Annotated in this window: 27 protein-coding genes and 1 riboswitch; of the genes, 22 read left to right on the top strand and 5 right to left on the bottom strand. The window is 37.2% G+C overall.

Annotated features, from left to right (window positions below):
- Positions 1 to 19: 19 nt before the first annotated feature.
- The 11 genes from rpmG to ABES02_RS21245 all read left to right on the top strand — a co-directional run bounded on the left by rpmG (position 20) and on the right by ABES02_RS21245 (position 8,239).
- A complete protein-coding gene (rpmG, locus tag ABES02_RS21295; protein ID WP_015594975.1) occupies positions 20 to 169 on the top strand; it encodes a 50S ribosomal protein L33 in 150 nt (49 codons plus the stop codon).
- A gap of 54 nt (positions 170 to 223) precedes the next feature.
- A complete protein-coding gene (locus tag ABES02_RS21290; RefSeq protein ID WP_430139392.1) occupies positions 224 to 790 on the top strand; it encodes a 5-formyltetrahydrofolate cyclo-ligase in 567 nt (188 codons plus the stop codon).
- Positions 787 to 1,575 carry a DUF92 domain-containing protein gene (locus ABES02_RS21285; RefSeq protein ID WP_430139390.1) on the top strand — a complete coding sequence of 263 codons (789 nt, stop codon included), beginning with the start codon at positions 787 to 789 and terminating at the stop codon, positions 1,573 to 1,575. The genes ABES02_RS21290 and ABES02_RS21285 overlap by 4 nt, the downstream gene beginning before the upstream one ends.
- A 17-nt stretch (positions 1,576 to 1,592) precedes the next feature.
- Complete coding sequence (locus tag ABES02_RS21280; protein WP_430139389.1) at positions 1,593 to 2,546, top strand: L-lactate dehydrogenase; 954 nt, start codon at positions 1,593 to 1,595, stop codon at positions 2,544 to 2,546.
- 59 nt (positions 2,547 to 2,605) lie between these two features.
- On the top strand, positions 2,606 to 2,800 hold the full coding sequence (locus ABES02_RS21275; protein WP_430139388.1) for a hypothetical protein: 195 nt from the start codon (positions 2,606 to 2,608) through the stop codon (positions 2,798 to 2,800).
- Between the two features lie 91 nt (positions 2,801 to 2,891).
- A complete protein-coding gene (locus ABES02_RS21270; RefSeq protein WP_430139386.1) occupies positions 2,892 to 3,926 on the top strand; it encodes a rhomboid family intramembrane serine protease in 1,035 nt (344 codons plus the stop codon).
- Positions 3,927 to 4,024: 98 nt separating this feature from the next.
- Positions 4,025 to 4,453, top strand: coding sequence for a tetratricopeptide repeat protein (locus ABES02_RS21265; protein ID WP_430139384.1), 429 nt, complete (start codon positions 4,025 to 4,027; stop codon positions 4,451 to 4,453).
- 88 nt (positions 4,454 to 4,541) lie between these two features.
- Complete coding sequence (locus tag ABES02_RS21260; protein ID WP_430139383.1) at positions 4,542 to 4,748, top strand: YqgQ family protein; 207 nt, start codon at positions 4,542 to 4,544, stop codon at positions 4,746 to 4,748.
- A 15-nt stretch (positions 4,749 to 4,763) separates the two neighbouring features.
- Positions 4,764 to 5,738, top strand: coding sequence for an ROK family glucokinase (locus tag ABES02_RS21255; RefSeq protein ID WP_430139382.1), 975 nt, complete (start codon positions 4,764 to 4,766; stop codon positions 5,736 to 5,738).
- A 102-nt stretch (positions 5,739 to 5,840) separates the two neighbouring features.
- Positions 5,841 to 7,028 (top strand): M14 family metallopeptidase, encoded by a 1,188-nt coding sequence (locus tag ABES02_RS21250; protein WP_430139381.1) that lies wholly within the window; start codon positions 5,841 to 5,843, stop codon positions 7,026 to 7,028.
- 89 nt (positions 7,029 to 7,117) lie between these two features.
- On the top strand, positions 7,118 to 8,239 hold the full coding sequence (locus ABES02_RS21245; protein WP_430139380.1) for a hypothetical protein: 1,122 nt from the start codon (positions 7,118 to 7,120) through the stop codon (positions 8,237 to 8,239).
- 58 nt (positions 8,240 to 8,297) lie between these two features.
- Here the strand turns inward: ABES02_RS21245 and ABES02_RS21240 are convergent, their stop codons facing one another.
- Entirely contained in the window at positions 8,298 to 8,474 is a 177-nt protein-coding gene (locus ABES02_RS21240) for a DUF2759 domain-containing protein (protein ID WP_430139378.1), read from the bottom strand.
- A gap of 225 nt (positions 8,475 to 8,699) precedes the next feature.
- Here ABES02_RS21240 and ABES02_RS21235 point away from each other — a divergent pair, with 225 nt between their 5' ends.
- Positions 8,700 to 9,335 (top strand): MBL fold metallo-hydrolase, encoded by a 636-nt coding sequence (locus ABES02_RS21235; RefSeq protein ID WP_430139377.1) that lies wholly within the window; start codon positions 8,700 to 8,702, stop codon positions 9,333 to 9,335.
- Between the two features lie 149 nt (positions 9,336 to 9,484).
- Positions 9,485 to 10,576, top strand: coding sequence for a class I SAM-dependent methyltransferase (locus ABES02_RS21230; protein ID WP_430139376.1), 1,092 nt, complete (start codon positions 9,485 to 9,487; stop codon positions 10,574 to 10,576).
- Positions 10,577 to 10,805: 229 nt separating this feature from the next.
- Here ABES02_RS21230 and ABES02_RS21225 read toward each other — a convergent pair whose 3' ends face one another.
- Entirely contained in the window at positions 10,806 to 11,048 is a 243-nt protein-coding gene (locus ABES02_RS21225; protein ID WP_430139374.1) for a DUF2626 domain-containing protein, read from the bottom strand.
- An 82-nt stretch (positions 11,049 to 11,130) separates the two neighbouring features.
- On the bottom strand, positions 11,131 to 11,829 hold the full coding sequence (locus tag ABES02_RS21220) for a helix-turn-helix transcriptional regulator (RefSeq protein WP_430139372.1): 699 nt from the start codon (positions 11,827 to 11,829) through the stop codon (positions 11,131 to 11,133).
- Positions 11,830 to 12,044: 215 nt separating this feature from the next.
- Here ABES02_RS21220 and comGA point away from each other — a divergent pair, with 215 nt between their 5' ends.
- From comGA to ABES02_RS21180, 8 genes are all read left to right on the top strand, one after another.
- Positions 12,045 to 13,130 (top strand): competence type IV pilus ATPase ComGA, encoded by a 1,086-nt coding sequence (gene comGA / locus ABES02_RS21215; RefSeq protein WP_430139370.1) that lies wholly within the window; start codon positions 12,045 to 12,047, stop codon positions 13,128 to 13,130.
- On the top strand, positions 13,117 to 14,148 hold the full coding sequence (comGB, locus tag ABES02_RS21210) for a competence type IV pilus assembly protein ComGB (protein ID WP_430139369.1): 1,032 nt from the start codon (positions 13,117 to 13,119) through the stop codon (positions 14,146 to 14,148). The genes comGA and comGB overlap by 14 nt, the downstream gene beginning before the upstream one ends.
- Before the next feature lie 18 nt (positions 14,149 to 14,166).
- Entirely contained in the window at positions 14,167 to 14,481 is a 315-nt protein-coding gene (comGC, locus tag ABES02_RS21205; protein ID WP_430139367.1) for a competence type IV pilus major pilin ComGC, read from the top strand.
- Positions 14,478 to 14,918: a competence type IV pilus minor pilin ComGD gene (gene comGD / locus ABES02_RS21200; protein WP_430139366.1), complete on the top strand. Its 441-nt coding sequence runs from the start codon at positions 14,478 to 14,480 to the stop codon at positions 14,916 to 14,918. Before comGC ends, comGD begins: the two co-directional genes overlap by 4 nt.
- Positions 14,902 to 15,234, top strand: a complete 333-nt coding sequence (gene comGE, locus ABES02_RS21195; protein WP_430139364.1) for a competence type IV pilus minor pilin ComGE — start codon at positions 14,902 to 14,904, stop codon at positions 15,232 to 15,234. The genes comGD and comGE overlap by 17 nt, the downstream gene beginning before the upstream one ends.
- Complete coding sequence (comGF, locus tag ABES02_RS21190; protein ID WP_430139362.1) at positions 15,179 to 15,658, top strand: competence type IV pilus minor pilin ComGF; 480 nt, start codon at positions 15,179 to 15,181, stop codon at positions 15,656 to 15,658. The genes comGE and comGF overlap by 56 nt, the downstream gene beginning before the upstream one ends.
- Entirely contained in the window at positions 15,655 to 16,038 is a 384-nt protein-coding gene (comGG, locus tag ABES02_RS21185; RefSeq protein WP_430139360.1) for a competence type IV pilus minor pilin ComGG, read from the top strand. Before comGF ends, comGG begins: the two co-directional genes overlap by 4 nt.
- 61 nt (positions 16,039 to 16,099) lie before the next feature.
- Positions 16,100 to 16,285: a YqzE family protein gene (locus tag ABES02_RS21180; RefSeq protein ID WP_430139358.1), complete on the top strand. Its 186-nt coding sequence runs from the start codon at positions 16,100 to 16,102 to the stop codon at positions 16,283 to 16,285.
- A 63-nt stretch (positions 16,286 to 16,348) separates the two neighbouring features.
- On the opposite strand, the gene ABES02_RS21175 is transcribed toward ABES02_RS21180, so the two are convergent.
- Both ABES02_RS21175 and ABES02_RS21170 read right to left on the bottom strand, forming a co-directional pair.
- Positions 16,349 to 17,140, bottom strand: coding sequence for a YqhG family protein (locus ABES02_RS21175; RefSeq protein WP_430139357.1), 792 nt, complete (start codon positions 17,138 to 17,140; stop codon positions 16,349 to 16,351).
- Complete coding sequence (locus ABES02_RS21170) at positions 17,118 to 18,806, bottom strand: DEAD/DEAH box helicase (RefSeq protein WP_430139355.1); 1,689 nt, start codon at positions 18,804 to 18,806, stop codon at positions 17,118 to 17,120. The genes ABES02_RS21175 and ABES02_RS21170 overlap by 23 nt, the downstream gene beginning before the upstream one ends.
- Before the next feature lie 166 nt (positions 18,807 to 18,972).
- A riboswitch (glycine riboswitch) is annotated at positions 18,973 to 19,060 on the top strand.
- A 263-nt stretch (positions 19,061 to 19,323) separates the two neighbouring features.
- Here ABES02_RS21170 and gcvT point away from each other — a divergent pair.
- The gene (gene gcvT, locus ABES02_RS21165; RefSeq protein ID WP_430139353.1) at positions 19,324 to 20,427 is read left to right on the top strand and encodes a glycine cleavage system aminomethyltransferase GcvT; all 1,104 of its coding nucleotides are present in this window, start codon (positions 19,324 to 19,326) and stop codon (positions 20,425 to 20,427) included.
- Positions 20,428 to 20,431 lie beyond the last annotated feature (4 nt).

The raw sequence follows: 20,431 nt of genomic DNA, 5'->3' as shown, positions 1-20,431 counted from the left end.
TCGTTTGGAGGGAAATAACATGCGTGTTAATATTACGTTAGCTTGCACTGAGTGTGGAGACCGTAACTATATTTCAACAAAAAATAAACGTAACAACCCAGATCGTCTTGAGCTTAAGAAATATTGCCCAAGAGAAAAGCGCACAACAGCACACCGTGAAACAAAATAAGCAGTAGGGCTTCCTGCTGCTTTTTTTGTTGCATAAAAAAGGAGGTCATTTTATATGTTTGACAAAAACACCCTTCGTAAACAAATGAAAGAAACACTCTCAAAGCTTTCAAAACCCATCTACGAGGATTATTCTTATAAAATTGCCAGCAGGCTGTATAATGAAGACGTCTGGAAACATGCAAACATAATTGGAATCACCGTTTCAGCACAACCTGAGGTCGATACATATCAAATTATTCGGAAAGCCTGGGAAGAAGGAAAACAAGTCGTAATCCCCAAGTGCTATCCTAAGGAAAAAAGATTATCGTTTAGAACTTTGACTGAATTTTCACAACTGGAATCCGTGTTTTTTGGCTTATTTGAACCAATAGTTGATCTGACCACAGAAATAGAACCCGCCTCCATTGATCTTTTAATTGTACCTGGTTTAGCATTCACAAGAGATGGTTATCGGTTGGGATTTGGCGGGGGGTACTATGACCGGTTTTTAACTAATTACATCGGAGAAAGTTTATCACTGGCCTTTAACCAGCAAATCATTCCACAATTCGCTGTTGAAAAGCACGATATTCCTGTTTCGAAAATTATTACACCTGAAGAGACCGTAAAAATAACATGATGGAAGCCGTTTTGATATCAGGTATGATCATCATTGCCAGCTTTGTAGGTTATAAAGATAGATCCTTAACTAAATCAGGCGCTTTTGCGGCTATTTTTGTTGGACTGGCTGTTTATTTAGGTTTTGGTGTTAAGGGGCTAATCCTGCTCGGCACCTTCTTTGCCTCATCAAGTTCTTGGTCAAAATATAAAAGCTCGGATAAGCGGAAAATTGAAGAGAAGCTAGCTAAAGGTGCAACTAGGGACTGGCGCCAGGTTGCAGCAAATGGAGGTGCTGCCGCACTTTTTAGTATCATCTATTATTTCCATCATGTTGAACTTTGGTTAATTGGATTTGTTGTCTGCTTAGCAAGCGCTAATTCTGATACCTGGGCATCTGAAATAGGGAGCTTAAGTAAAAATAACCCTATATACATACGCACATTTAAGCGAATTGAAAAAGGGACTTCCGGGGCAATCAGTTTATTAGGAAGTTCAGCGGCATTAGGTGGATCCCTATTGATTTCATTGATTAGTATGTGGTTTTTTCAATTAACAATTTTTGAAAGTAGTATCGTTTTTCTGTTAGGGTTTTTAGGGAATATCATTGATACTCTGATAGGGGCCTTTTATCAACAAGAATTTAAATGTAAAAAATGTGGAATTCAAACAGAAAAACGGGTTCATTGTGGGCTGACAACAACTCGAACAAAAGGTTTTCCGTTTGTGGATAATGATATGGTTAACTTCATTTCAGGTTTGACAGCTGCCATTATTGCGATAGGGTTTATTCATCTTATTGATTAAGTTAGGAGGAAGTCAGTATGTTAAATCGTGTAAATAGGGTTGCTCTCATAGGAACAGGCTTTGTCGGGTCAAGCTATGCATTTGCCTTATTAAATCAAGGAATCACTGAAGAGCTTGTATTAATCGACTTAAATAAAAATAAAGCAGAAGGCGATGCAATGGATTTAAATCATGGGCTGCCTTTTGCCCCATCCCGAACAAAAATATGGTACGGCGGCTATGAAGATTGCGGGCAGGCAGACCTTGTTGTGATAACGGCAGGCGCCAATCAGAAGCCAGGTGAAACCCGGTTAGACCTTGTGGAGAAAAATTCAAGAATTTTCAAGGGCATCGTTGAAGAAATCATGGCTAGCGGCTTTGATGGGATCTTTTTAGTAGCCACCAATCCAGTAGACATTTTAACCTATGCCGTATGGAAGTTTTCTGGACTTCCAAAAGAACGCGTTATCGGATCTGGTACCATATTAGATACAGCCCGATTTCGCTTTTTACTGGGTGATTATTTTGACGTTGATACGCGAAATGTTCATGCTTATATTATTGGGGAACACGGTGATACAGAGCTGCCAGTTTGGAGCCATGCCGATATTGCTGGAACCTCCATCTCTGAGTGGACAAAAAATAAACAAGACTTTAGACAAGAGGATCTTGACCAAATCTTTTTAAACGTTCGAGATGCAGCCTATCATATCATTGAGCGAAAAGGGGCTACTTACTATGGTATTGCCATGGGCTTAGTGAGATTGACAAAAGCATTATTACAAAATGAAAATTCAGTTCTTACTGTATCCGCTTATTTAGACGGTGAATATGGTCAAAACGATATATACATTGGTGTTCCTGCTGTGGTAAATCGAAATGGAATAAGAGAAATTGTCCAGCTTGAATTGAATGAAGAGGAAAAACAAAAATTTACGAATTCTGTAAATGTATTAAAGAAAACAATGGAGCCAGTTTTTAAAAATATTTAAGTACTACAATTGGATAAAATAGTTATTATCATCACAGAATAGTAGCAGGAGGGATGAAAATGTCTCGAATGTTAACGTCTATTTTAATGATAGGGTCAATTGGTTATTTTGCATTCCGTTACCGATACCGTCTGATTAATGTTTTGCTCGGTTCTAGCTGGATGCGCAGGATTGCAGTAGGTTCATTTATGAGTATGCCAGGCGTAAAACAGAAAATGATGCAATCGGTATTTGGAAGACCATCTGAATGGTGAAAACCACAGATGGTTTTTTATTTTGATATTAATGGAACGAGCCATTTCGGTTATAATGAAGGAAACGAGGCTTATTGAAAGTTGGTGAGATATGAATAGTAAAGAGGGGTACATATTCTGGAGGCTGGCCTATTTTTTAATAGCTGATCATGGCTATAGAATGATCCAATTATTTGAGAACCAACGAGAGCTATGGCTTGAAAAATTTGAAAATAAACAAGCTCCTATTATTAGAATGCTTCTCCATGATTTAGATTGGAGCAATACAATGCAAAGAGACATTGAGTTCACTGCAGCAAATGGAGAAAGGGTGCGCGGGCAGATTGGTCGCCATGAATTAAATGTTATCAACATTTATGTCAGTCAACATCCACCTGTAGATGATTATGAATTCCGTATCGACAAACCGTATGTCTATCCTGACTCTAATAAAACCACTGTTCGTTCAATCATCTTGGCAAAGGATATATATGATTCCGGTTTCAGTCAAATGTCCAACTTGCTCCAAAAAGAGGTTCATTTTCCGATTAAAGAGGATGTTTTAGAAACAGAAGTGGAAACGCTTAAAAAGACAGCCTTGGGCCATGCTATTCAAAAAATGAAAACGGAAAAAGCCATCCTTTCGCACGGCAAACCTTTTTACACCTATCTATTTATCTTCATTCAAATAGCGATGTACATTTGGCTTGAGCTACATGGAGGAAGTACCAATACTTCAACACTACTTAAATATGGGGCGAAATTTAACCCCTATATCCATAATGGAGAATGGTGGAGATTTATAACACCGATTTTTCTCCATATTGGATTTGGGCATCTTGCTATGAATTCCATCAGTTTGTATTTTCTTGGAACAGCAGTGGAACGAATCTTTGGAAATCTTCGCTTTTTATTTATCTATTTATTTGCAGGGGCCGCGGGTTTTATTGGCAGTTTTTTATTTAGTGATAATATTTCGGCAGGAGCAAGCGGAGCGATTTTTGGTTGTGCTGGTGCACTGCTTTATTTTGGACTTTCTTATCCGAAACTTTTTTCACGAACAATGGGTCCGGCATTCATCATCATTTTATTATTGAATCTTTTCTTTGGATTTTCCAATCAAGGTATAGATAATGCAGGCCAATAGGCGGGTTAATCGGCGGCTTTCTCGCGTCAGGAGTGGTTCATCTCCCTAAAAAGAAGAAGCCCTTATGGCAGCTTTTATTTTTACTAGCGGCAACAGCTGTGTTATGGGGGACTTTATCATATGGTTATAGTAATGTTGCTGAAGGTAAAGATCAACAGTCTAATTTAATTGTTGCACAGGAATATATTAAACAAGAAAATTATGAGCAAGCATATCAAATACTAAGAGAGGTAGAAAAAGATTCTACACATCCCTCTGAACAAGTTTATTTCTTATTGTCTTTTGTCGAAATTAAACAGAGGATGCTTGAAGATGCCCAAAGTCATTTATTACGTGCAATCCAATTAAATCCTAAATTCACTGAGGCTCATTATAACCTTGCACTCGTTTACTTAGAAGAAAATGACTTTATAAAAGCCAAAAAATATGCTGAGGAAGCGGCAAAGTTAAATCCTGATAAAAAGCAATATGCAGAGTTAGTCAAACAAATTAATCAGTTACTTCAATCATCTGGCCATTTAGAATAATATTGCCTTGAGGAGACTGGTGGCTTGGGTTATACTTTTTCTATTAGAATAAATATTTTCTCCATTTTTCAGACTAAGGAGACCCTAGATGAAGACGATTTATGATATTCAGCAATTTTTAAAGAAATTTGGAACGATTATTTATATTGGAGATCGGGTTGCAGACCTTGAAATGATGGAAGCAGAATTAAACGAGCTGTTTCAATCCCAATTGATTGAGCAGAGAGAATATCAAACCGCTCTATTAATTTTGAGGCAAGAAATACAATTCCAAAAAGAAAAAAATCAAGCATAAAGATGGGTGAATAAAATGTCAGAACAGCTGATAGTCGGAGTAGATTTAGGTGGTACTACAACGAAAATAGCTTTTATTACAATGGATGGAGCAATTAGCTACAAATGGGAAATTCCAACAGATAATTCAAATGAAGGTCAAAATATTACTTTTAATCTTGCAAAATCAATTGATGAAAAAATTCATGAGTTAAACATTCACAAAGATCAGTTAATAGGAATCGGGATGGGTGCACCAGGACCGGTAGATTATGAATCTGGGATTATTTTAAATGTAGTGAATTTGGGCTGGAAGGATAATTATCCATTAAAGAAAAGCCTTGAAGAAGCAACGTTTTTAACAGCAGCAATTGAAAATGATGCAAACTGTGCAGCATTAGGAGAAATGTGGCAAGGTGCAGGGAATGGAGCGAAGGACCTTGTTTGTGTAACGCTTGGAACGGGAGTAGGCGGCGGTGTCATTGCAAACGGGAACATTATCCAAGGTGCAAACGGTGCAGCCGGAGAAATCGGCCACATTACCGTGATTCCATTTGGTGGTGCTCCTTGCAATTGCGGGAAAACAGGATGTCTCGAAACCGTGGCCTCCGCAACAGGTATAGTTCGGTTGGCAAGAGAAGAAGTTTCGAAAAGCGGTTCACAGGGTGAATTAGCTGAAAAGCTTCATACATCCGGAAAAATCACGGCCAAAGATGTTTTTGATGCTGCTCGAAATGGTGATCCTCTGGCTGTAAAGGTTTTAGAAGAGGTTTCCTTTCATTTAGGATTTACTTTAGCTAGTATCGCCAACACACTCAATCCGGAAAAAATTGTGTTGGGCGGCGGTGTTTCAAAAGCTGGTGATATTTTATTAAACGGTGTTCAGGAAAACTTTGAGCGATTTGCCTTTTCTTCAGTAAAGAATTCTACTAAAATAGCAGTTGCCACACTAGGGAATGATGCAGGTGTTCTAGGTGCGGCATGGCTCATAAAAAATAAATTAAATAAATAGGATTAGATAAAGACTGAGCCTGCATTTTTGCAGGTTTTTTCTTTTAAAAATCATTTTTTCTAATCTCTTTCATATGTTACATATAAAATGGAGGGAGATAATATGGAAATTATTGTACGCTCCGGGGATACCTTTTCATATTTAAGTAATTTGTTTATGGTACCACTCAATCTTATTGTTGATTCCAACCCTAAAATTGATCCAGCTAATATGAAAGTTTCTGAAAAGATACAATTACCTGGTTATATTTCTATTCCATATACCATTAAAGAAGCCGATACTATTTGGAAAATAGCAGAATCGAAACATTTAGCAGTGGATGCGATTCAAATACTAAATCAAAACAAGGATTACAATCAATTAACGATTGGTGAAACAATTTACTTGCCAGAAAGAATTAAGAAGCCTTTTACAACAACAAAAGCTGCTTATGATTATAAGAGTTTAATAAAGATTATCAATCATTTTATAAAAACGTACCCATTTATTAACGTTAATACAATCGGAAAAAGTGTCCTTGGGAATTCAATTCAGGAAATTCGGATTGGAAAAGGTATTAAAAAAGTACATATGAATGCCTCTTTTCATGCGAATGAATGGATTACAACCATGGTCTTGATGAATCTGTTAAATAATTATTTACTCTCGTTAACAAATGGCTGCTTGATACATGGTAGAAATGCCATAAATTTATATCAAGAAGTGGAATTATCGATTGTTCCGATGGTAAACCCCGATGGTGTAGACCTGGTCTTAAATGGCCCCCCATCCAGTTTCAAGGACGAGGTCATCAGTATCAATGATGGCAGTGATGATTTTATTCATTGGAAGGCAAATATAAGGGGAATTGATTTAAATAATCAATTTCCGGCTAACTGGAATCTATGCAAACAAAACAAACGGCCAAAAGCTCCTGCACCAAGAGACTTCCCTGGCGAACAGCCATTAACAGAACCTGAAGCTATCGCCATGGCTGATTTGGCTAAAAATAATCCATTTGATTGTATTTTAGCCTTTCACACCCAAGGGGAGGAATTTTATTGGGGCTATGAAGGTTTTGAACCAGAGGAATCAGAGTCAATGGCAAAAGAATTTGAAAGAGTCAGTGGTTACGAAGCAATTCGTTATGTAAATAGCCATGCAGGATATAAAGATTGGTTTATTCAGGAGTTTAAACGGCCAGGTTTTACTTTAGAATTAGGAAAGGGGATAAACCCCCTGCCACTTTCACAATTTCCTGAAATCATGAAACGCTCGGAAGGGATATTTTTTGCAGCCCTTTATTTATAAATTTTCAAAGCTCATTACTTGTAATGTGCATATATTCTCATTAAAATTAATTATCAATATAAAATTCAGGGATTAAAGGAGGGGGATAGGTGAATCAATTAAGAGGAACTTTGTCGATCATTTTAATTGTTTTGACCCTCCTTTTGGCAGCATGTGCCAACAAAGAACAGCAAAAGCCTAAATTGACTAATGAAAATAATAAACCCAAAACAACGATTACAACACAAGTAAGTGCTTGGAAATTACCGATATCTTCGCCAGATGGTGAATTTTACAAGATTGCTGGGTGGCTTTCAGATACTGAACTTATTTATATTACCAATTTAAATCAGACTTCAAATGTTTATCGGTATCATTTATTAACAGGTAAAAGTGACTTGATTTTTAAAAGTAAGTATCCAATCGTGACAGTCCAAATTAGTCCATCAAAAAAGTATCTCTTGATTCATTCCTCTCCATCTTCGTATGAAGGCTTAGTAACGATTATCGATGCAAAAGGAATAGAAAGGCTTAGCAAATCATTTGCCTCTTATGAGTTAGAATTTGAGTGGAATCCTTATAACGAGGAGCAAATCCTCGTTTCAAATTTTGCTGAAGATTGGACATTTAAAGTGTTGTTACTTGATATGAAAAAGGCAAATACGAACGAAGTATCACTACCGCAGCCTTTTATAAAGTGGCTAAATGTGAAAAATATTGCTTTTTTAAATTGGGATAAGAATAGCCCGTCATTATTTGCTCCCCTCATAGAAAAGGACTTAGAAAGTGGAACCGAAAAAAACATAGTTCCTTCAGCAATTCAATTTTCGGCATTTCCTAATTTACTAATGATTATCTCGGTGAATAAGCAAGATCAATCAGTTGCAACCTATTCTTTTTCTAACCAAAGTAAAAATAAAATTTTCACGTTTTCTATCCCACAGCTAACAAATTTCTCTGATTGGTTAGTGCCTTTTTATGATTACAATGAGAATAAAGGGCAATTCTATACTCTAAAACCGCTGAGCAGTGGTGAGATGGATTCTTATACCGATGGTTTTCAGCTTGCGCAATATGATCTAAAGAAGGGGACCAACAAAGTAATAATGGATGGCTTAAAAAATGAGCCCATTAATATTTCACCATCAGGTGAAGCCATTTTATATGGAAACAACTTTGAAAAAATGATTGATATCAAAACCAAAAAAATATATGAACTGATAAAAGAATAAAACCTTACAAATTCTGAATAAAAAAAGACTGTCAGCTGACAGTCTTTTTTTCCTAAACTTAGTGAGCTCCAGTTGGAAAACCTGATTCAACAATTGTCATGACTGTAAACCAGCCAAAAACAAGAAACGAAGCTACTCCCCAAAATGCACCTAGCATATTTTTATTCTTTAGTGATCTTAATCCTCCAAATGCAGCAAGAACGGTTATGAGAGCAAAAATAATAACCAAACCCATGAGAAAACCCCCTTTATAAGTATTAAGCAGGCAGATAGCCTAAGTACTAAGAAAATTATGTAACTATATTATATACATTCGATTCCTATTTTATATTTTTTTCTTTCATTTGTCGAGAGTCCTTCCTCAATTTTAATATCCCCCTTTAATCGCATTTCTTTCTCTCAACCTGAGTAATAGTGTAAAATAATTGTATCTAAATTCCAAGTTGGAGGAACTATTAAAATGAAATGGCAGCAAATTCCCTTAGGAAGCATTCAAACTAATTGCTACATCGTTGAAAATCCTGATAAGTCATGCTTAATTTTCGACCCTGGTGGTGAAGCAAAAAAACTAATCAATTTGTTAACAAGGAGAGCTTTAAAACCTGTTGCCATCCTGCTAACCCATGCGCACTTTGATCATATTGGTGCAGTAAATGAGGTAAGAGATTCTTATGAAATCCCTGTCTATGTTCACAAACAGGAAGAAAAATGGCTTGGCGACCCTGCGTTAAATGGCTCGCAATTCTTTAGGTTAATGGAAGAAATCAGAGTTCGACCTGCCGATCATCTTTTAAAAACTGAGGGCGTCATGAAAATTGGTGAATTTGAATTTACAGTTTTTCATACACCAGGTCATTCTCCAGGAAGTGTATCTTTTTATTTTGAGCAGGAAGGGTTTGTCATCTCTGGTGATGCTTTATTTCAAGGTAGTATTGGTCGTACGGACCTTGCTGGAGGGAATCATAACTTGCTTCTAAAAAGTATTCATGACAAGCTTTTAACCTTACCGGAGGAAACATATGTCCTGTCAGGCCATGGCCCTGTAACCACCATTGTCGATGAAATGGACAGCAATCCATTTTTGAACGGGTTTTAAAATAGAAAGACCCTTCTCCTAATGAGAAGGGTCTTTCTGGGGGATGTTCTATTAATTAATAATGGGAGGGGATATTGTTAAGCTACTAACCTTACAATATAATAAAGTTTCCACTATGTCAATAGTGTTAATTAAAAGGAGCAGCAGAGATGAAAACCTATTTAAAACAGTTAATATTAAATTCACCATCCCAGCAAATTACATATGCTGATTTCATCGGTGCAGCACTTTATCACCCAGAACAAGGATATTATATAAAAGAAAAACAGAAAATTGGTCGTCAAGGTGATTTTATTACGACGAGCAATATTTCTGACGTGTATGGCAGAATCATCGCTAAATGGTTTTCACGATTATGTGATAGCGCAAAAATTGAACCTGTATTTTGCGAAATTGGTGCAGGGAACGGCCGCTTTGCCCAGTCCTTCTTACAAGAGTGGAACGAAACAGTCAAAACCCCATTAAAATACGTGATTGTAGAAACGAGTCCTTATCATAGGAAATTGCAAAAGGAATTACTACAGGCGTTTCCTTCAGTTTCACAAATAACGAGCTTGAAGGAAATGCAAATGTTTGACGGTGTGATCTTTTCAAATGAACTTTTTGACGCACTCCCCGTTCAGGTAATCGAAAAAAAGAATGGTCAGAATTATGAAGTAATGGTGGGGCTTGAGAATGAAGAATTCATTGAGCAAATGATTCCATTGGAAAATCAAGATATTCTCAACTTTTTACAGGAGAGTAAAATTGTTTTGAAGGAAAATCAGCGAATTGAGGTTCCACTGGCCATGGCGAACATGCTAAAGGATATCTCAAGTGTTCTAACAAGAGGGCTTGTCGTGACAGCAGACTATGGCTATACAAATGATGAGTGGATGGAACCAAGAAGAGCACGCGGAAGCCTAAGGGGATATTATCAGCATAAAATGATCGATAATATCCTGCAAAATCCTGGAGAGATGGATATTACAACCCATATCCATTTTGATTACCTTATTCAAAAAGGGGAACAGGTTCATTTACGATGTATAACCAAGCTTAGACAGGATGAATTCTTACTTAAAACCGGTATTTTAGAGGAATTAGAGAATCATTATGATCCCAACCCTTTTTCAGAGGTTAGCAAAAGAAACCGCGCCATCCGCAGCTTAATATTGCCTTCTGGAATGAGCGCTTATTTTCATATAATCATTCAACAAAAAGGTCTGTCCTTAAGTGAAAATGAAGTTTTCACCCTATAAAAAATGGCTGTGTTAAATTTGGTTGTTGATTTTCGCTCGGGGCACTCGCTTTCCGCGGGGAGGCCCTGGAGCCTCCTCGGCGCTTTTGCGCCTGTGGGGTCTCCAGTGACCTCTCTATCCCGCAGGAGTCGAGTGCCCTCCGCTCCAATCAACAAGGTTCAAAATCAAAATTGACCTTTAACACACCCTAAAAAATAAAAACGCCGGATAAACGGCGTTTTTACTTTTTTTATTCTCCTCCACCAAGCGGCATCATGAACGTTGTCCAATATGTAAAGCCCGCGAAGAAAATCGTTAAATATGCTCCGAACACATACATATACATACGCTCGGAAAGTTTTAAATAGCTAAGTAGAACGAAGAATCCTGTTTGGGCTAAGAATAGCATAGCTGTCTTATCCAAATCACCAAGAAATAACATAACGGTGAAAATTCCCGTCCAGAACCCACAAACTCTGAACATGCGATCCATATGTATCCCTCCTTTTACCCTACGATACCATCATTACAATATTATAAAGAAAAGGAGGTGCAATGTAAATAATGGTTTCGAATTAGTTTGTAACAAGCGCCTGATAGGAGCAGGTTTCACATCCAGTAATCATATTTTCTTTTTCAATCAGCTCAACGGATTCAAAAAGAGCTCCAAACATTCCTTTTAAAAATTCGTGGTGCATACTGCAAACTGTTTCCGTATGCACCTCTGCTACTTCTTTAAAAGGACAATTGAATATTTGGAAGTAAATTTTTGTCTTGTCACCATTAGCCTCAAATTCCGGATAGAATCCTGCAAGTGTTGCAGCACTTTTTAATATAGTTAGCTTTTGATCGAATTCTAATTCTTCGCCTAAAGATCTTTTTGCCATTTCCTGCTCAATAATCTCAGCCCCAAAACGCTTTCCTGTTAAGAAAAGAGCCTCTCTGCCTGCTTCTCCAAGAGAAATCATGGTTTGAATCGCAACTTTTGATAAAAGCATATAATCGCGGTATGGGAAGTGAAGCTGAATCACATCATCTGATAAACGGTATAATCTGCTTGGTCTCCCGCCTTTACCTGTTTTCTTTGTTTCTGATACCAGCATATTGACATCTTCGAGCTTGGATAAATGCAGCCTTGCCACATTCGGATGAATATTAAAATTATCTGCTACTTCCTGAACAGTTACTTCTTGATGGCGTTTCGTAATGTATTGATAAATGTAGTACCGCGTTGGATCTGATAAAACGTTTGTTATTTTCAATGTCTGTTCCATCTCTAGTTCACCTCGGACCCCCATAATTTATTCCATTATAATACAGCCATAAAAAAGAGGGAATGAGGTTAACAACGTAAACACTATATGTTTAGAAAATGTTCACAATTACAGACTTTATATTGTAACAATATAAATAAAAAAATTTTATTTTTTAAAAATAAAGAAGGAAAAGATAGAACTATGTCGAAAATTTACACAAACAAAATTAAAAGGTGGTGTTACCCATTGGCAGCTCAATTGAAATTTTAGCAAACAAGATCATCACAGATGCGGCCAGGAACCAGGCAACAGATATACACATTATCCCACAGAGGAAAGACACACTTGTCCAGATTCGTTTAACCAACAAGCTTATTCCCCGATTATCACTTCCAAAAGAAGAATGCGACAGATTAATTTCACATTTTAAATTTACAGCAAATATGGATATCGGAGAAAGAAGACGTCCGCAAAACGGGGCCATTTTTTGTGAGGTTGACGGAAAGTTAATGGGCCTAAGGCTTTCTACCCTACCATCTAACAGCAGAGAGAGTCTGGTCATCCGGCTTCTGCCACAGCAAGAACAAATCCCTTTTCATCAACTATCACTTTTCCCTTCTATGACAAGAAAACTACTAGCTCTCCTTAAACACGCTCATGGATTAATCATTTTCACCGGCCCTACAGGCAGCGGAAAGACCACCACACTCTACTCCCTATTGAATGAAACTGCCCATCTATTTCACCGCAATGTTATTACCTTGGAAGATCCAATTGAAAAAAACTATGATTCCGTTTTGCAGGTTCAAGTTAATGAAAAAGCAGGCGTTACCTATGCGGCCGGACTAAAAGCTATTCTTCGGCATGATCCCGATATCATAATGGTTGGGGAGATCAGGGATGCCGAAACGGCAAAAATTGCCGTGAGAGCAGCTCTCACCGGGCATTTGGTTCTATCTACGATGCATACAAGGGATGCTAAGGGTGCTGTTTATCGCCTTCGGGAATTTGGCGTGAATTGGCTAGAGGTGGAACAGACATTAATTGCTGTCACAGGACAAAGATTGGTTGAGTTGACCTGCCCATTTTGTCAGGGAGATTGTACACCATTTTGTTATTCGTATGGAAGATGGAAAAGAGCTAGTGTATTTGAGTTGTTGTCTGGAAGAAATTTAAACTCAACTATGAAAGCGGCAAAAGGAGAAAATATTGAACCCCGCTACAGGACGATTAAAGACGTGATAAAAAAGGGAATTGCCCTTGGATATATTCAAGAGACTGAGTTTGACCGATTGGTGTACGATCATGAAAAAACGTAAATGGTCTATGAATGAACAGTCAAGTTTCTTAAAAAGGATTGGTGAACTTTTAGCCAGGGGGTATCCAATTGCAGCAGCAATTGAGTCCATATCTTTTCACTTACCTAAACATCGAAAGGAGGAATTAAATGATTGTTTAGAGGAATTAAAAAGAGGTATACCATTTCATCATGCCTTAGAAAATCTTGGGTTTCACAAAGATTTAATCGGTTATGTTTATTATGCTGAACAGCATGGCAGTTTTGCAGAAGCGCTACTTGAAGGAAGCAGTCTTGCCCAGTTGAAGGGGAAGGAAATGAGCAAACTGTTAAAATTACTTCAATATCCATTATTATTAGTTTTTATCACTGGTATTCTATTTGTGTTTGTGGAGAATACCCTGCTGCCAAGATTTACAACCCTCTTTACATCACTTGGCCTTGAAGCGAATTTCTTCACTAAGGTTATCTACACCTTTGACAATTATTTTCCTATCATTATTGAGTCTTTGCTGGGTATTTTTTCCTTAACAGCAATCTACTACTACTACATCTTCCGAAAATTCTCTATCCTGAAGCAACGGGAACTGTTAGTCCGGATCCCTATTGCTGGCAGGATCCTCAAATTGCTGTTTACCCACTACTTTTCCATTCAATTAAGTTTCCTTTTATTCGGCGGAATCTCGGTCTCAGAAGCTTTGTTACTTTTTGAACAAAATGAAAGACAGCCCTTCTATAGCCAGCTCGGGAAAATGATTAAATTAAAACTTGTTTCTGGAGAACAATTAGAATCGATAATAGCTTCTTTTTCATTTTTTGAAAAAGAATTTTCGATGATTGTGCGACACGGTCAAGAAAATGGAAAATTAGAGCAGGAATTACTATTTTTCAGCAAGCATTGTGTGTCAACCATGGAGGAAATGATTGAAAAATGCTTGAAAACGATTCAGCCAACTCTTTACTTATTTATTGGATTTCTTGTTGTGTCAATGTATCTAGCAATTTTATTACCAATGTTCCATCTATTAGATGGAATATAAAAATGGGAGGTTAAAAGGATGAATATAAAAAAAATGAATAATGAAAAGGGCTTCACATTAATCGAAATGATGATCGTTATGCTGGTTATATCTGTTTTATTAATAATCACCATCCCGAATGTCGCAAAACACAATTCCAATATAAATAACAAGGGCTGCGATGCCTATGTAAAAATGGTACAAGCCCAGGTTCAAGCCTATCAAATGGAAAAAAATAAAATTCCGACTCTTGATGAGCTCGAAACAGCGGGATATTTAAACAATAAAGGCTGCCCAAATGGTAAGTCTGTTGTGATTGATTCAGAAGGAAATGTCACAGTTGCTTCATCATGAGGAATAGCCAAAAGGGATTTACATTAGCTGAATCCTTAGTCGTTCTTTCCATCTTTATGATTCTTTCCCTAGTGACTGCTATTTCCTTAAAACCAGAGCAAATTGTCATCGAAGATACAGCCTTTTTTACGCAATTGAAGGCGGATTTATATTATGCCCAAAATTATGCTATTTCCCATCAACACGAAGTTTCTGTTGTTTTTACTCCCAGTGAATATAAGTACACAATGTTTTTGCGAAATGGGTTGCCACCAATCGTTGAAAGGAAATATTCGACCAATATTTATATAACGGAAGGAACGCTCCCATTATATTTTAAATTCCTGCATGATGGAAATGTGAACAAATTTGGTTCCTTGGTGATTCAAACTCAAAAAAATGATTATTTAATGACTGTTTTGATTGGAAAGGGACGGTTCTATGTTACGGAAAAATAACGGATTCTTTTTGCTTGAACTATTATTATCTCTTTCAGCGCTTTTGATGGTTTGTCTGTTTCTTATCCCTTTGGTTATCGAAATGAGGGATCAAACAAGAACGTTAGAAATAGAAAAAAAGGCACGGCAAATCATGTTTGAGGAGCTACAAGCAAAATTAACCAATAATCAGCCACTTACAAATTACTCAGTAAATCTGAATAACATTAATTACAAAATCTCTTGGACTGATTCCATTCAGCCTAAGGAGGTGTGCGTAAGTGTTGATAAAGAACCATTTCATAAACAAACCGAAATCTGCGGAAACCTTGAATGAAAAAGGTTTTACGCTCATCGAAGTGCTGATTGCCCTGTCTATTTTTTCAGTCATTGCCCTCTTTATGTCGCCCATTTTTCAAATTATCCTAAATAATAAAGACTCCCAAGCAGAATTACAGGCAATGGAGTGGGAGGTATTTTGCAGTCAAATTAAAAAAGAAATCCGCTTGTCAACGAAAGCACAAGTGATATCTGGTCGATTGATTCTTACTAAGGACGCAGACACCATTCAATATGAAAAATATGGATCCAATCTGCGGAGAAGGGTAAATTCTACTGGACATGAAATTCTTCTGCAAAATGTATCGGAGTATTCTTTTTCCATCCTCAATAATTCAGTAAAAGTAATGGTAAAGGATCTTTTGGGAAAAGAGTATTCTATGGTGGCCTATTCATTAGTGAATTGGAATGCAGGACCATGAAAAATGCGGAGAGTGGATTTACCTATCCTTTAACACTATGCATGCTAATCATTTTTCTTATGTTTTTCTCAATTCATGTTGAAAAATTACTAAGTGAAAGAAAAATAGCACATGAAACGTCTACAATCCTGCAAGAGGAGTATTATTACCTCATTTCAGTGAAAAAGATTGAAAGCCTTTTCCAATCTGGAGGTTCGATTCCTTCAAAGGGGACGCTCGTATACCAAAAAGGAAACATGGGATACCAGGCTGAGGTACCTGCTGGATATGTTCAAAGAGTTAATTTTACTTTATGCATGAATTCAGGTGAAACTTTAAATGGGATTGGCTATTTTGATACAAGGTCAAAAAAATTAATAAAATGGGTAGAAATGAATTAATTTGATTCGAAATAATAAAATTTGGACATACTGTTATTTGTACTAAAAGGCAGGTGTGTCCATGAAAACGAATGATTATGTAAAATATATGACCCAAACCATCGTTAAATATGCAGACCAGCCAAAAGAGGAACGAAAAAGGCTTCGTCAAGAGCGTAAGGAAGCAAAGGCTTCATTTTGGTATCGATGGTTTGGAATTCTCCCTTATGTCCTCTACACGGAAGTAAAGAAAAGAAGAAAAATGTAATTGGATGACAAAAAACCTGTGTAGATTTAATCTATACAGGTTTTTCTCGTCTTTATAGATTTTTCATATAGCCTTTTCGGTTAAATAGAAGAGGCCGCCATTGATGAAAGAAATGTTAATTTTGGGCTCGTATTGTTCCTTAAGAGCTTGTCTTTCGGTTTCATAGCTGTCGTTTTCTTCTTCAGCATCCTCATAGAAATGATCCAATAACTGTAAATCTTGCTCCCACCGTTTCTTTGCGTCCTCTGCCCAAGAATGGTCCTCTTCTGCAATCATAGATTTTAGATAATTTTCAATTCTAGACATTCCGCTTTTCGGCTTTACTAATGGTGATAAAGTAAACGAGTAATCGGGTATTTTGGGTGTCAGTGGAATTTTCAGTAACCGTTCATGGAAATCCTCCACCATTTGCCCATTAATCAGCTGCAAACCGATGGATTTAAAAATATCCCGTTTTCGGTCGCATTGATAAGAAATTTTTACATTCATACATAGCCATGGCAGCATGGGAGTTTGGCTGCTGCCATACCGATGGTTTTCGTAGAGCCTAATATAGCTGGCTAGATTTTTCGTCGATTCAAATATTTGGTGAAGCCGTGGTGAGCCAAAATGGATGATTTCTCCTTTCACATTTTCAGGGGCTACCTCTTGATTGGTAATAAACGTCAGTTTCATCGGATTCGGAATTCCGCCAGTTTTCTCTAAATAGTGCCAGTAAAAAGGGCGGTTCATTAATTCTTTATCGAGTTCAATCGTTAGCTGTACGGTTAAAAACCCCGGTTTATTTTCGACAATCTGACAATCGTTGGCTTGAAAATAACTCATAAGAAAGTTATGAATTTCCTGCTGCTGCATGTGTATCTCCTTTCTTCATGCTTTCGGCAAATTCAATCATTGATGATAAATTTTCCATTTTAATCCGCATTTCACCTTCCGAGGCGGATTGTCCGAAAATTTCAATTAAATGATCTTCAATGTTGCCGAATTCCAGTTTCGTTAGAATATCATCCAACTCGCCAATAACCTTTTCAAATAAATGTATTTTTTCATATAAAAGCTTTAGAATATGTTCTTCGACGGTGTTTTTTATTGCAAAATTATAAATCATAACATCCTTTTCTTGCCCGAGGCGATGGATACGTCCTATCCGCTGCTCCAGCCTCATCGGATTCCATGGTAAATCAAAGTTAATAATATGGTTGCAAAATTGCAGGTTAATCCCTTCTCCGCCCGCTTCTGTTGCGATTAGTACTTGTGCTTGTTTTTGAAACAGTTCTCGCATCCAATCTTTTTTACCTCGCTTAAACCCACCGCGAAAAGGGACAGAAGAGATTCCGTGCTGCTTTAAAAACCATTGCAAATACAACTGTGTAGCCCTGTATTCGGTGAAAATAATCACTTTGTCATTCACTTTTTGAATTAACTCAAGCGCTTTTTCGGCCTTTGAATTTTTCTGGACGGCTTCTACTTTTTTGATCAGATACTGGATTTGGTTCTCAAAGGCTTGTGATGGATTTTCCTTTTTTTGAAGCATATTTTTTAGTGTGTAAAAAACTGCTTCCCTGCTGCTACAAGCTTCCCTTTGCAATGTCATGACTGAGAAGGCACTTGTTTGTACCCAGTCACCCTCACTTTTAAGGTCTGAAATGGACTCATAGAGTTCTTTCTCCGGTGGTGTGAATTCAATTGGAATAGTTTCAACATGACGTTTTGTCCATTCAATCCCAGTATCAGCACGACGGTTTCGAATCATGACCTTGTTTACTAATTGTTTTAAATGTTCATCATCATTTAGGGAACGTGAATCGCGTTTGTACTTTTCAAAGAATGCTGTTTCGCTGCCTAAATGTCCTGGTTTAAGGAGGGAAACAAGATTGAAAATTTCTTCGATTCTATTTTGAATCGGTGTGGCAGTCAACAACAAACAAAATTTCTTTTTTAGATTTTGAACAAATTCATAGTTTTTCGTTTTATTATTTTTTAGTTTATGTGCTTCATCGATAATAATAAGGTCATAATCCTGCTGGTAAATAATGTCCCGGTGAGGATTTCGCTTTGCTGTATCAATCGAAGAAACCACCACATCACATTGTTCCCATACATAGCTTTTTCTTTGGGTAATGGCAGGGATAAAGAACTTGCTATTCAGTTCAATTGCCCATTGGGTGACTAATGAGGCAGGAACAAGTATTAACACCTTTTTTACAAGTCCCCGAATCATGTATTCTTTTAAAATCAACCCTGCTTCAATGGTTTTTCCAAGTCCGACTTCATCGGCAAGTATTGCTTTTCCGTTCATATTTTCAATTACTTGTTTAGCCGTTTCGAGTTGGTGCGGGAGCGGGGTTAAATTAGGCAGGTGATTCGGTGCCTGAAGACCCTCGAAATCAGGGATAACCAAATGTTTTTCGACCCCTATTGCTAGTTTAAAAAGCTCCCAATTTCCCCATGGACCATCGTTGTCAATTCTATGTAAAAATTCATCCTGCCAAGAGGAATCAAATTCAATTTTTACCGACATGGTTTCAGCTCCTTTTCCTGCATAAGTTCGTTATAAAAGTTATTGCTCAATGTATTGTTTTAATGGTAGGATGATATTAGCTTTGAAAGTTTTAAATATTTTAATAAGGTAAATTATTTTAGAAGTATAATTAGTATGACCAAATTGGAAAATATTATAAATGCGAATGATAACAAGGGGAGAGACTACTATGTAGCGCCGAAGGAGCAAGCAGATGATGTGAATCTCTCAGGCAAAAGAACTCTTGTTTGACGCAGCTCTGGAGAGTGCTGTAAAAGCTTTAGCAGCCACCAAAGGGGAAAGCCAATCCAGGTTAAACTTTCAGGTGCAAGGACAGAGACCTTCTTACGTTTCAAGGGAGGTTTCTGTCCTTTTTTATGTTTTCCTTTGTCTTAATGCTTTTCTTATGATGAGAAAAGGATAATAATTTTCCTGATTTTGTTAATGGGTTTTATCTCTGTTAAAGAGTCAATTTTTACGAATAATGAACATGTAAATGATTGAAAGGGGATTTATGATGACTGAATTAAAACGCACTCCGCTTTTTGATGTTTATAAGGAATACGGCGGGAAAACGATTGATTTTGGAGGATGGGAGCTTCCAGTCCAGTTTTCAAGCATAAAAGAAGAGCATGAAGCAGTCCGTACCAGAGCTGGTCTCTTTGATGTTTCCCACATGGGGGAAGTAGAAGTAAAAGGCACTGACAGCTTACATTATTTACAAAAAATGATGACGAATGATATTTCTAAAATTAAAAACGGCGGTGCCCAGTACACAGCAATGTGCTATGAAACCGGTGGTACAGTTGATGATCTCCTTGTATATAAAATCGAAGACAATCACTACTTATTAGTGGTGAATGCATCAAACATTGAAAAGGATTATAAATGGCTTGAAGATCATGTTGAGGGTGACGTCAGTCTTGAAAACCTTTCTGAAAAAATGGCTCAGTTAGCTATCCAGGGACCTCTTGCTGAAAAGGTACTTCAAAAACTTACGAAAACTGATTTAAGTGAAATTGGCTTTTTCAAATTTCAACAGGAAGTTACTTTAAATGGTAAAAAGGCACTTGTATCCAGAACTGGTTATACAGGTGAAGATGGTTTTGAAGTTTATTGTGATTCCTCAGATGCAGCCTTGCTTTGGAAAGAAATTTTACAAGCAGGGGAAGAAGATGGGGTGCTTCCTTGCGGATTAGGAGCACGTGATACATTACGTTTTGAAGCCGTATTAGCTCTATATGGCCAAGAATTATCAGCGGAAATATCACCGCTGGAAGCCGGTATTGGTTTCGCAGTGAAATTAAATAAAGAAGCAGATTTCATTGGTAAGGAAGTATTAAAGGGGCAAAAAGAAAACGGTCTTCCTAGAAAACTAGTGGGGATTGAAATGATTGACCGTGGTATTCCACGTCATGGTTATCCTGTCTACAATGGTGAACAATTAATTGGTGAGGTTACTACAGGTACACAGTCACCAACTTTAAAGAAAAATATCGGACTTGCTTTGATTAAGACTGAATTTGCAGGTCTTGAGTCAGAAGTGGAAGTTGAAATTCGCGGTAAACGCTTGAAAGCTACAGTAGTTCCAACACCTTTTTATAAAAGAGAAAAGAAATAACAGA

Origin of the sequence: Neobacillus pocheonensis, assembly GCF_050477905.1 — a bacterium.
In the GTDB taxonomy this organism is placed as follows: domain Bacteria; phylum Bacillota; class Bacilli; order Bacillales; family Cytobacillaceae; genus Neobacillus; species Neobacillus pocheonensis_A.
The sequence above is the reverse complement of the archived record's forward strand: the minus strand, read 5'-3'. Positions and strand labels throughout refer to the sequence as shown.